This is a genomic window from Vibrio chagasii (assembly GCF_024347355.1).
Lineage (GTDB): Bacteria > Pseudomonadota > Gammaproteobacteria > Enterobacterales > Vibrionaceae > Vibrio > Vibrio chagasii.
In genome coordinates this window covers 509,899-521,309 of sequence record NZ_AP025466.1, presented here as the reverse complement: position 1 = coordinate 521,309, position 11,411 = coordinate 509,899, and the positions used below count along the sequence as shown (strand labels likewise).

11 protein-coding genes are annotated in these 11,411 nt (G+C 44.5%); 9 read left to right on the top strand and 2 right to left on the bottom strand.

The genetic code is table 11. The features are described from left to right. Nucleotides 1-271: 271 nt before the first annotated feature. The 4 genes from OCV52_RS18305 to OCV52_RS18290 all read left to right on the top strand — a co-directional run bounded on the left by OCV52_RS18305 (nt 272) and on the right by OCV52_RS18290 (nt 3,859). Nucleotides 272-1,018 (top strand): phosphatase, encoded by a 747-nt coding sequence (locus tag OCV52_RS18305; RefSeq protein WP_137408377.1) that lies wholly within the window; start codon nt 272-274, stop codon nt 1,016-1,018. Between the two features lie 145 nt (nt 1,019-1,163). Then, nucleotides 1,164-1,559, top strand: a complete 396-nt coding sequence (locus OCV52_RS18300; protein ID WP_137408378.1) for a cytochrome b562 — start codon at nt 1,164-1,166, stop codon at nt 1,557-1,559. Between the two features lie 303 nt (nt 1,560-1,862). Continuing rightward, complete coding sequence (locus OCV52_RS18295; protein WP_004742438.1) at nt 1,863-2,213, top strand: hypothetical protein; 351 nt, start codon at nt 1,863-1,865, stop codon at nt 2,211-2,213. A 110-nt stretch (nt 2,214-2,323) separates the two neighbouring features. After that, nucleotides 2,324-3,859, top strand: a complete 1,536-nt coding sequence (locus tag OCV52_RS18290) for a PepSY-associated TM helix domain-containing protein (RefSeq protein WP_137408379.1) — start codon at nt 2,324-2,326, stop codon at nt 3,857-3,859. 127 nt (nt 3,860-3,986) lie between these two features. Here OCV52_RS18290 and gloA2 read toward each other — a convergent pair whose 3' ends face one another. Next, a complete protein-coding gene (gene gloA2, locus OCV52_RS18285; protein ID WP_137408380.1) occupies nt 3,987-4,370 on the bottom strand; it encodes an SMU1112c/YaeR family gloxylase I-like metalloprotein in 384 nt (127 codons plus the stop codon). Then, complete coding sequence (locus tag OCV52_RS18280) at nt 4,370-5,302, bottom strand: LysR family transcriptional regulator (protein ID WP_137408381.1); 933 nt, start codon at nt 5,300-5,302, stop codon at nt 4,370-4,372. The genes gloA2 and OCV52_RS18280 overlap by 1 nt, the downstream gene beginning before the upstream one ends. Before the next feature lie 373 nt (nt 5,303-5,675). Between OCV52_RS18280 and OCV52_RS18275 the strand changes: the two genes are divergently transcribed. The 5 genes from OCV52_RS18275 (at nt 5,676) to OCV52_RS18255 (ending at nt 11,402) form a co-directional block, all read left to right on the top strand. Beyond that, on the top strand, nt 5,676-6,269 hold the full coding sequence (locus tag OCV52_RS18275) for a cysteine dioxygenase (protein WP_102431495.1): 594 nt from the start codon (nt 5,676-5,678) through the stop codon (nt 6,267-6,269). Nucleotides 6,270-6,454: 185 nt separating this feature from the next. Next, on the top strand, nt 6,455-7,588 hold the full coding sequence (locus OCV52_RS18270; protein ID WP_055319410.1) for an efflux RND transporter periplasmic adaptor subunit: 1,134 nt from the start codon (nt 6,455-6,457) through the stop codon (nt 7,586-7,588). Beyond that, entirely contained in the window at nt 7,581-8,909 is a 1,329-nt protein-coding gene (locus tag OCV52_RS18265; protein WP_102431496.1) for a TolC family protein, read from the top strand. The genes OCV52_RS18270 and OCV52_RS18265 overlap by 8 nt, the downstream gene beginning before the upstream one ends. Next, nucleotides 8,902-10,116 carry an ABC transporter permease gene (locus OCV52_RS18260; protein ID WP_137408382.1) on the top strand — a complete coding sequence of 405 codons (1,215 nt, stop codon included), beginning with the start codon at nt 8,902-8,904 and terminating at the stop codon, nt 10,114-10,116. The genes OCV52_RS18265 and OCV52_RS18260 overlap by 8 nt, the downstream gene beginning before the upstream one ends. Before the next feature lie 2 nt (nt 10,117-10,118). Beyond that, complete coding sequence (locus tag OCV52_RS18255) at nt 10,119-11,402, top strand: ABC transporter permease (RefSeq protein WP_137408383.1); 1,284 nt, start codon at nt 10,119-10,121, stop codon at nt 11,400-11,402. Nucleotides 11,403-11,411 lie beyond the last annotated feature (9 nt).

Here is an 11,411-nt window from a genome sequence, read left to right as displayed (position 1 = left end):
TTGGGTAGGTTGCAAAAAATTGGCTCAATTACCAGGTTAGCCTGTCGCTATGATAATGAAGCCGACCGATAGAATGTTGCGTGAAGGTAGAGGTGACAGTCTGTCCTGTAACTGCTGGGCAATTAGTTATAAGAAAGCGTTAGGTTAAGGTGCTAATTGTCACTTTGTGCTGATAAACTGGCTCTATTGATACGATAAGGCACTCGCTTCCAAGTTGAGGCTTTAGGTTTATTTTCTGAAAAGTTTAGATATCAATAGAGGGCATTGATTTATGGAATTAAAGGTAGACACTCATACCCATACATACGCCAGTGGCCATGCCTATAGTACATTGATTGAAAACGCTAAATCGGCAAAACAAAACGGCCTTGCTATGTTCTGTACCACTGACCATTCAGAGTCAATGCCGGGCGCGCCACACTACTGGTTCTTTAGCAATCAGCGTGTACTTCCTCGTTTTATCGAAGGCGTTGCGATTATTCGCGGTGTTGAATCAAACATTATGAACACTCAGGGGGAGATCGATATACACCCAAGTGTTGATAAGAACTTAGATTGGGTAATTGCGAGCTTTCATGAGCCTGTATTTCGCCCGTCAGATTCTGCAGATCATACTGAGGCTCTCTTAAATGTCATTAAAGGTGGTCGAGTCGATGCACTCGGTCATTTGGGTAATCCTAATTTTGATTTCGACTTTGAAGCCGTCATTCAATGTGCGGTAGAGCACAATGTCGCCATAGAGATCAATAACACGACACTGAAAGGCAATAGCCGCGTGGGTAGTGTCGACCGCTGCTACGAGATCGCGAGAATAGCAAAAGCAAAAGGGGCATTTATCACTTCGGGTAGCGATGCTCATTTTTGTAATGATGTTGGTGGTTTGGATCTTGTGTCTTCACTGCTTGATAAGGTTGGCATTGACTCGAATAAGGTTATTACTCATTCACCGCAGCAATTCTTATCATTTCTTGCGCTACGTGGTCGCAACGAGATCCCTGAATACTCGGCGCTTGTTTAAGAGAATGTCGGCAGGTTTGCATTTCGACACAATCAATTTTTGTGCCTGACGGATTTTTGTATACACTAGCCGGAAAATAATAAAGTCGAGGCGCTGCAATAATGACGGCGCTATCTTCAAAGTCACAGTTTCACTTGGAGAAACAATGAAAACTCGCTCAATCCTTTTATCTGGCCTAATCGCTGCAGCAGTAATGTCTGGCACCGCATTTGCTAACGTTGACCTTAAGAAAAACATGCAAGAAATGAAGCTTGCATTCAAACAAGCGGCAGAAGCTCAAAGCATTGAAGAGATGCAAAAACCTATCGTTCGTTTAGATACGCTAGTGGCAGAACTAAAAACGGGTGTGTACCCAGTAGAGAAAGAAGAAAACTTCATGGAAGGCTTCAAGAAGATCAGTCTATCGATCGATAGCATTGAACAGAAGCTAGACCAAGGTGATTTCGAGGCAGCAAAACAAGAGCTGCGCACGATTGATGGCCTTCGTGAAGAGTACCACGACAAGCGTAACCCAAGTATCTGGAGCAAGATCTTCGGTTAATGGGTTAATCAGGAGCGTTTGCATGTTAGGCGTTTAACAAAGCCCAAACCTCAAGATTCGATTTCTAAAACGCCGCCTATATTTACCTTTATTGGAAAATGTAGGCGGCGTTTTTTATTGGTGGCTTTCTGACCGGGATCTGTGCGCGTAGATGAATAATATGGGTTATGTTCTATTCGCGTAACCAGTTTTTAACTAAAAAGAGTGTGCGTTGGCTTCAACTTTTTAACCTGATGTTAATCTTTACGTTTACCTATATAACAAGTGCCTCATAATAAGGGAAATTTATAAAGATTTGGAATAATGCGCCGAACCTCGTTCAACCTCTCTATGTTACTTGCCACAGCGTTGAGCTGGGCTTTAGTGACATTAATGCCTGTTATCAATGCTCATGGTAATAGTGCGGGAGTGTGGGCGTCGTTGTGTACGGTCAATGGCTTTGAACTGGTTCAAATCGAAGAGGGTGAACCAAATACTCATAAAGGTAAGCCGTGTCCGTTTAGCCACTTTTCCACATTTCACCAAGATGAACTTCCAACTACACTGCTCACAACTCGACTGAGTTTTATTGTCTCAGACAGCTACGCTTTTTTGGCTCTAAGCGAACGCTATTCGAGGCAAGCTCCCCGCGGCCCTCCCTTTGTTACTGCTTAAACCTAACTCATTAAAATAATTAAAAAATATAGTATTAAGTAAAGTTAAACATGCCTTAGCGACTTTCTGATTTTCAGAAGGTTCGTTTGCGCATGTCAAAGGAAGTAATAATGTTGAGAAATGAATCTCAAACTACTGTGAAGGCAAAAGCGACTTCGCAGTCTACAAGCAGTGCAACAAGCGGTTCGAAAACCAATATTAAAACCAAAGAGCGCAATAAAACCCTCTACTTTCTCACCTGGCGCTGGCACTTTTACGCTGGTCTATTCGTTATCCCATTCATGCTGATGCTAAGTATTACTGGCTTAGTGATGTTGTTTGACGATGAGATCGAACTGGCTTTTCATCAAGAGGCGATTGAAATTGCAGCATCCGGTGAACCAATCAAGGTTTCGCAGCAGTTAGCGGCAGTCCAAAAGCAATATCCACAAGGCTCAGTGACACAGTTTGTCCCAAGCAAAGCGCCTGATTTGGCGAACCGATTTTCAGTTTCTCTGGAAGATGGCACATCTGTTTTTGCAACTGTGAATCAATATACGGGTGAAGTTGTCGGTGAAGTACCACGCAGTGACAGCCTGTACCAGTTAGCAAACGACATCCACGGCACGTTATTGATTGGCGATTGGGGTGACTATCTGATTGAAGTTGCGATCAGCTTGTCGATTCTGTTGCTTATCAGTGGCATTTACCTATGGTTGCCAAGAGACAATGCGAGCCGTGCAGGCTTTCTTAAGCTGAGAGTGTCATCTGGCCCACGAGTACTGATGCGTGATCTGCATGCGAACATAGGTGGCACGCTATCTCTTTTTCTGCTGCTCTTTATCCTGTCTGGTTTGGCGTGGACAGGTTTCTGGGGCGGTAAGCTCGTCCAAGCATGGAGCACTTTCCCTGCTCAAATGTGGGATGATATTCCGCTGTCTGATAAGACACACGCATCGCTTAACCATGGCTCAGAAGAAGAACTGCCATGGAATCTGGAACAGACACCACTGCCGTTGTCTCAAGATAAGCCAGCAGAACACGTTCATCATGTGGAAGAGGCGTCCGAACCTCATGATCATTCTAAGATGGGTGATGACCACTCTATGCATGTCATGTCTGTGAGTAGCTTTGCCATTGATGATGTCATTGAGAAAGCACGAGCTCTTGGCTTCACGCAGTACAAGGTGAATTTCCCACGTTCTGAGACGGGTGTTTACACAGTGACAGCAAACACGATGGGCGGAGATATCATCGATCCCACTCAAGATCGTACCACGCACCTCGACCAGTATTCAGGTCGTATCCTTGGTGAAGTGACCTGGCAAGATTATAACTTTATCGCCAAGACATTAGCGGTCGGTATCTCTCTGCACCAAGGTGATATAAGTATTATCAACAAGCTTTTAAATGCCTTGTTCTGCTTGGCGTTCATCGTTGTGTCAGTGACTGGCGGTGTGATGTGGTGGATGCGCAGACCGTCAGGCCAACGTAAGCTTGGCGCGCCACCTAAGTTTGGTGATGCTGGCTTATGGAAAGCTGGTTTGGTGAGTGTTGTGCTGATTTCAGTACTATTCCCTCTCGCAGGAGCAACGATTGTGACGGCCATGATATTGGATTGGCTACTGTTCTCACGTGTTGAGAAGTTCAAAACGGCGTTGAGCTAATTGAACCAAAAACGGACTTTTTCGGCTTGAGAAGGTCCGTTTTTTATTCTGGCGGGAAGCTGATTTTTCAAGAAAGTTTAGATTTGATACAGCCTATTTTTGATAAAGCTCTATTTTTGATAAAGCTCTATATTTGATAAAGCTCTAGCGGCAGGCCGTCTGGGTCTGCGAAAAACGTGAATGACTTCCCTGTAAACTCATCAACTCGAATCGGTTCAACGTCGATTCCTTGTCCTTCTAAATAGCTTTTTACTTGTTGAACGTCCTCAACACAAAAGGCTAAGTGTCTCAATCCTTGAGCTTCTGGAAAGCTCGGTCTTTCAGGTGCATCAGGGAAACTAAACAACTCTATTTGAGCACCATTAGGGAGTGCTAGGTCAAGTTTGTAAGACTGGCGCGCTGCTCGGTAATTCTCTGCAATAATTTTTAGCTTTAAAATCTCAGTGTAAAAGCGTTTTGAGGCTTTGTAGTCTGAGCAAATAATGGCGGCGTGGTGGATTCCTTTTAGCATCAGTTTATTTCTCCTGCCAACTTTTCACCCAAGTGTTCCATCGCGTAGTCAATGAACACGCGTAGGCGAGCGGGCATATACTTGGTTTGTGCAAACTGCATAGCGATGGCGCCGTGGTAGTTACTCTTGATGGTCCAGTCATTTAGTACTTGAACAACGCTACCTTCTGTTAACGCATCTTGAATCACAAAGTCATGGAAGATGCCAATCCCCAAACCTTCTTTCACACCTTTTAGTCGCATTTGAGAGTGGTTCACTGCGTATCGACCACTGACGGAAACGGTGTGAAACTCATCATCTTTAAGGAAGTCCCAAATGTGGTCTTTGTCTGTCTCTGCAAGATACAAACAATCGTGTTCAGAAAGGTCTGTTGGGTGGCTAGGAACTCCTTTGGCTTTCAGATAGTCGGGGCTCGCACATAGCACGAGGTTTGTCTTTCCAAGCTCTTTCAAAACCAAGCTTTCGTCGGGCTTATCGGTTAGGCGGAAAGCGATGTCGATGCCCTGACGTAAAATATCGATGTCGCCATCGGCCGCTCTCAACTTGAGTTGGATTTCTGGATACTGATTTAAAAATGGAACAACAAAAGGCTGTAGCACTGAGTTTAAGAAAGCTTCAGGCGCCGCTACTGTTATGGAGCCTGCTGGTTCTGTGTGATCAGAGGTCGACAATTCAACCGCTTGCTGTGCAGCGTTAATCATGACAACGCTCTGGTCGTAAACCAATTGGCCTGCCTGAGTAATAATAAGCGTACGAGTGGTTCGTTCGAATAGCTTGACTGACAGTGCTTTCTCTAAACGTGTAATCAGCTTACTGAGCGCTGAAGGTGTCACCCCTAGCTGTTTTGCTGCCGCAGTAAAACTCCCTTCATTTACCACTAAGATGAACGAGGCGAGATCAGGAAGTAAGGCGATGAGTTTGGGATTAATCATAAGTATCCAGTTAGACTAATTTCAACAGTGAGCATAACCTTGATTGTGATTGATCTCTTCTGACTTGTGAATCAATTTCATCAATTGATACGCGCAATAGTAGCCGTGATGGAAGCCGTTCTTTTGTTGTTCCTATTTCAAATTACTCAGTTATTCAAATCTCAAGTCAATATGGCAATTCCGTTGCTTCCAATTGGTTGTTAGATGCTTTTGTTATATCAATGTAAATACTTGTGATTGTTTGTTAAATTTCATTTAAACGGTGTTAATATCCTCCAAACTTGTGCTGAATCGAATCAGCTATATTTCATCGTTCGAAGAGAACTTTTAACTTCGAGTTCGGAAGAGCAAAACATAGTTAGAGGTAAGTATTTTGCAACGTACTGATATTACCCCAACGCAATCTCCTGCGTTAGCCGCGTTAATTAATAACGATTATGAGCTTAATTTCCAAGAGTTTATGGACCAAATACAGCTGGCGAATAAACCTATGTCTCTGGCTTCCATTCGGTTCATATTGGATAACATCGAGCTGAGTAAAGAAGAGATCAAGTCGTTGGCGAGTTTTGATAAAGAAACATACTGCCGACAAAGACTTTTCAAGAATGACCACTGCGAAGTTTTAATTTTGAGTTGGCTAAATGGGCAAAGAAGTAAAATACACGATCATTTGAATACGTCTTGTGGCGTAAAAATTTTACACGGGCAAGCAACGGAAACCTTGTTTGAAACGGCGGCTAATGGCCATATTTTTGCTTCTCAGTCGACTCATTTCCAAGAGGGCAGTGTGACCGTCAGTAAAGATAATGATATCCATCAGATATCGAATCTACAGGCTGGAGATGAACCGCTCATTACGTTACATGTGTATTCGCCCCCTTTAAGCCAATTCCACCTCTATCAGCTAGAGAGCGGTAAGCCGGAGCTGCTCGACATACAACAAGAGTGCTGGGCCTACGAGATTTAAAGTGCGTTAAACGGAGACAACTTTCTACTTAAATGGTCATGATAAGGCTAAAAGGAGGCGTAGAAAGTTTGTCGTTTAATTTTGCTTTAACGCTATGCATTATAAAATTTTATACTATTTATGAACTTCGCATATCCACGGTAGTCATAGGGCTCACAAATATAAAATAATGAGCTGGATAAATTATGACTAAACGTGGGTTAGTGTCTGTGGCATGTGCCACGCTGATAGGTGGAGGTGCGTATTTCTATTTTCAAACTTCAACGCCTCCAGAAGCTTTTCCAACCCTAACGGTCTCCACGGGGACGATCGAAAAGCAGGCGGTTGCGGTGGGGTATATCGTTCCCGCTCACTCTGTGTCTATCAAATCTCAAATCGACGGGATCGTTGGTGAAATCTATGCTGGTGTTGGTGAGTACGTAACGCAAGGTCAGCCGCTTATTAAGGTTCGCCCTAACCCTACCCCGAAAGCGTTGACCGATGCCTCGACAGAGTTGATGCGAAGTGAGGCGAACATTGAGTCAGCAAAACAACAACTCGCTAATCTGCAGAGTTTGGTTGAACAAGAAATCATTCCTAAGAACTACGACGAATATGTGACTGCACGTTCCAATGTGAAATCAGCACAGGCTGACGTTATGCAAAAACGTCAGAACCTCGAATTGATTCAAAGCGGGGAGTCGACAATTGGTAACTCTCGCCTCACCTCTACCATTTATGCTCCGATAGACGGTACGGTGTTGAATCGAAAAGTCGAGGTAGGAGAACCGATTATTTCTACTGAATCGAGTCAAGCGGCAACAGAAATGATGTCATTGGCCGATATGAACAGCCTGATTTTTAAGGGCAGTGTTAGTGAGCATGATGCCGCACAACTTACCCCGGGGATGCCAGTAACGCTGACCGTTGCACCTTATCCAAGTATCGAAATAGAAGGGGTACTGACTAAGATTGCGATTCAGTCTGAAAGTCTTAACTCGACAGCTGATAGTAGTTCGGGCAAAAGTTTTGATAACGGTTTTGAAGTCGAAGTTGGCGAGCTCAAAATACCTCAAGACGTCCGGTTACGTTCAGGGTTCTCATCATCTGCTCAGATAATTCTAGTTAAATCAGAAAATGTACTCACTCTACCAGAGCGCGCACTGCAATTTGAAGGCGACAGCCCTAACGTATTAATCCCAGATAGCTCAGAACAAGGCTTCCACAAGCAAGCGGTAAAACTGGGCCTATCAGATGGTATCAATGTTGAAGTCATCGAAGGTGTGGAGTTAGACGAAACCGTCATCGACAACAGTATGATGGGGGCAGCACATGGTTAAGCCAGCGCTGTTTAGTTGTTCACAGCGATTAGACAAACCTCTGTCACCTCGTAAATCGACCCTGTTGAGTATAGGCAGCTTGCTATTAGCAACTGTACTTAGTTGTCCTTCATATGCCCTTTCTATTGAACAAGCATGGCAGCGAGCCAAACAGACGGATCCTGATTACGAGAAAGCCCGAATTGGTGTTCAACTCGGCGAGAGTTCGGTGGATTTAAGTCGCAGCTCTTTATTACCCGCTTTAAGCGCGAGCGCTTCAGCAGACTGGAGCGAGGACCGCAGTAGTTCAAATCGGTATGGTGCAGAGCTGTCTCAGGTTATTTGGGACAGTAGTCTTTGGTCTGAATTAGATAAAGCACAATCAGATTATCTGAAATCCCAGCTGGAATTGGCTCAAGCACATAATGATTTGGCGGCTAAGTTACTTCTGGTTTATCTCGATATAGGCAGCGCCCAAGGTAACTTACAGCTAACTAACAGTAAGTTAGAGGAAGGCAGCAAGCTGCTAAAAATCTTCGAAAAACGCTATCTAGCAGGCAAAGTGAAATCGATTGATGTGGAAGAGATGCGTGCTAATCAGTTGTCTGACAAAGCCAATATTCTGCGAGCAAAGGCAGAGTTAGAAAGTAAAAAGTCAGAGCTGGAAGCGCTGATAAACCAAGCTCCTGATTCGGTGGATCAAATTCGTACTGAGAATTTGGTTGAGCCTCCTATGCTGGTGGCTTCTCAGCAGCAGTGGCTTGAGTTAGCGAGAAATAATAGCCCTGAATTACTGGTTGCCATAAAAGGCGTTGAAGCGCGCAAGCTAGACAAAAAATCCGCCCAAGGAGGTTATTACCCAACAGTTAAAGGGCAAGTGGGCTATAACGACAGTGATCGGTTGGACAACGGTGAATTTAACGCGGGTTTAACTCTTAGTGTTCCTATTGATTTAAATGGTTCAACACGCGCCAAAGTGGACCAAACTTCGCTTAACTTGTTGACGGCTAAGCAGGATTTACGAAAGGTTGAAATAGACATCAAGAAGCGAATTGATCAGAACTTTACTCAAGTGAAGCTCAACTGGGAACGAGTGTTAATGGCGCATGATGTTGTAGCGTCTCGCGCAGAGGTGTTGAGTAGCAAAGAAAAGTTATACGACGCGGGTTTCCTAGAAGCCTCAGATGTTATCAATGCACATAACAGCTTATTTGATTCAAGGTTCCTTCTACAGACCAACTTATATGATTATTGGCGTCAGAGAATAGGCCTGCTACAGACAACTGGTAAATTAGATGATGAAGCGATGGCGCTGATATCTCAGGCGTTACACCATGGTTAATCTTTTTCTTCAGACTTGGCAAACGTTGTTGGCGCATCGGATGAAAAGTGCCTTGGCGATTATTGCAATTTCATGGGGCGTACTGTCTGTTGTTGTTTTAATGGCGCTAGGGGAAGGCTTCTATCGTTATCAAACGAAGTCTTTCTCATTTTTGGTCAATGACACTCAGGTTGTGTTTCCCTCTAGTACGAGTAAACCTTGGCAGGGCTTGCCCTCAAGGCGCGAAATAAACCTTGAACAAGATAAAATTGAGCTGATCCAGCAGGCTGGTTTTGTTAAAGAGGCGTCTGCTGTTTACCTTAAATGGGATACCAGCGTGACGAATACTCAAGGGCATAATATTGGCAGTATGGTGAGTGGTGTTGCTCCCTCTTATTTTCCTATCTCACAAAATAAGTTGCAGCCTGGTTCACGAAATATTTCGGTGACGGATATGGCAAACCACACACGGGTGGCTGTATTGGGTGATCGAATTGCTCAAATGGGCGGAGTCGACATTGGCGACCATATTAAGATCAACGGCATTCCATTCTACGTAATTGGTGTGATGGTCGATAATGAAGGAGGGATCTCTTTCGGTGAGAGTCGACGAGTTTTTGTGCCTCAAACTACTTATCTTGATCTCTGGAACGATAAGCCATGGCAACTGCTATTAAAGCCTGTAGAAGCCATGGATTCCGCATCGTTTAGACGTAATATTGCTAATTTTTTTGCTAAACAGATGCACTTTGACCCTACGGATAAAGATGCGGTCTATCTGCCCGACTTTAGCGAGGGTGGGGACGTGATTACCGGTATCTTTCGTGGTATTCAAATATTCCTGACGACCAGTGGCGCTATGACTATGGCGGTTGGCGCTTTGGGTGTGGCTAATATCATGTTTCTCTCTGTTACGGAAAGAACTCGAGAAATTGGCGTTCGGCTGGCGATTGGTGCAACACAGGGTTCCATCATGTCTCAGTTTATTATTGAGGGGCTTATCTTAGTTACCTTAGGATCCATCGTGGGATTAATGGCGTCCTTTGGTACGGTTTATTTGCTTGGCTCGATGGCGTTACCAGAATGGATTGGATCACCTGTTATCACGTTAAGCTCGATTGGAATGGCGTTAACGGTGACACTGATTCTGGCGTTCTTAGCCTCTTACTTTCCTGCAAAACGGGCGTCTCGTCTCACTCCTGTTGATGCACTTAGTGCGAGGGCTTAATCATGCTATTACCGATGAGACAAATCTTTCAGGAAATGTCTGCAGAAAAGCTACGACTTGGACTCACAGTTCTGGCTGTTGCGTGGGCAACCTTGTGTATTTCAGCGATGCTATCGGTGGGAGAAGGCATTAGACAAGGCGTGCTTAAAACGGCACAAAATGGCAATGGTAATTTGATTTATCTATCAGTGGGGATGGCTACGGTTGATTATGGATCTTTTCATCAGGGCAAGCCGCTGACTCTAACAGCAGAAGATACGAAAGTTGTAGAGGCTCTGCCTAACATCAAAGCTGCGGTGCCGACAGCTGTGTGGGATGAATCACTTACTGTTGGGGAGCGAGGGTCTTGGAAAAAAGCGTTAGCGGTAACGACTGAATTTCAGTCGGTGACGAATCTCAAGACACGTCCAGGAGGGCGTTGGTTTAATCCTCTAGACCAAAAGCAACAACGCAAAGTCATCGTGTTGGGTTACCTTTTAGCGGCCGATTTGTTTAACCCTAATGAAAGCTTTAGCTGGTTTGCTACTGTCAAATTAGAGGTTAATCCCGTCGGGAAAACAGTAAAAATTGGCAGCCAAGAGTTTACGGTGATTGGTGTACTAGAGAAAAACAGTGCCAAGGTTGAACAGGGAGATAGCATCAATTATTCGAGCTTTGTTCCTTTCTCTACATGGCAGCGTTTTAATATCAACGGAGATATCAGTGGTATCAACGTTCAACCTCATGATGGTGTCGACAGAGTCAAACTTGCAGATACGATTCGTCAGGTTATTGCGCGCAAACATGGTGCTAGTGTCAGTGATGAGCAGGTCGTTCAGGTTGAGGATATGTTCCTCAAACAAAAAACGATGCAACAATTCTTAGTTGGTCTGCAGGGGTTCCTTGGTGTGATTGGTTTTATCACTTTGGCAGTGGCGGGCATAGGTATTGCTAACGTGATGTATGCAACGGTGAAACGATCCACACGAGATATTGGCGTGAGAATGGCGGTCGGTGCTACTCCAGGGATGATTCGCATGCATTATCTGGTTCAGTCATTGATGACTATGATGATGGGCGGTTTATTGGGCTTAGTAATCACTTATACACTGATTGCTGTAATTCGCTCGTTAGAGCTTGAAGGCAACATGTTTTATGAGCGTCTTGGTAAACCTGTGCCTGAGCTTTCATGGTTGGTTGTCACCATTGTTGTTTTGACGTTGGTGGTTATTGGTGTCGCTGCGGCTTGGCTTCCGGCTAATCGTGCGGCGAAAGTGACTCCGATGGAGGCACTACAAAGTGAATGATGAGATCAA

Excerpts from the sequence above, each read along its gene's own strand:
- OCV52_RS18280 (WP_137408381.1), bottom strand. The coding sequence starts at position 5,302 with ATGATTAATCCCAAACTCATCGCCTTACTTCCTGATCTCGCCTCGTTC.
- OCV52_RS18305 (WP_137408377.1), top strand. The coding sequence starts at position 272 with ATGGAATTAAAGGTAGACACTCATACCCATACATACGCCAGTGGCCAT.
- OCV52_RS18265 (WP_102431496.1), top strand. The coding sequence starts at position 7,581 with ATGGTTAAGCCAGCGCTGTTTAGTTGTTCACAGCGATTAGACAAACCT.
- gloA2 (WP_137408380.1), bottom strand. The coding sequence starts at position 4,370 with ATGCTAAAAGGAATCCACCACGCCGCCATTATTTGCTCAGACTACAAA.
- OCV52_RS18270 (WP_055319410.1), top strand. The coding sequence starts at position 6,455 with ATGACTAAACGTGGGTTAGTGTCTGTGGCATGTGCCACGCTGATAGGT.
- OCV52_RS18295 (WP_004742438.1), top strand. The coding sequence starts at position 1,863 with ATGCGCCGAACCTCGTTCAACCTCTCTATGTTACTTGCCACAGCGTTG.
- OCV52_RS18255 (WP_137408383.1), top strand. The coding sequence starts at position 10,119 with ATGCTATTACCGATGAGACAAATCTTTCAGGAAATGTCTGCAGAAAAG.
- OCV52_RS18300 (WP_137408378.1), top strand. The coding sequence starts at position 1,164 with ATGAAAACTCGCTCAATCCTTTTATCTGGCCTAATCGCTGCAGCAGTA.
- OCV52_RS18260 (WP_137408382.1), top strand. The coding sequence starts at position 8,902 with ATGGTTAATCTTTTTCTTCAGACTTGGCAAACGTTGTTGGCGCATCGG.
- OCV52_RS18290 (WP_137408379.1), top strand. The coding sequence starts at position 2,324 with ATGTTGAGAAATGAATCTCAAACTACTGTGAAGGCAAAAGCGACTTCG.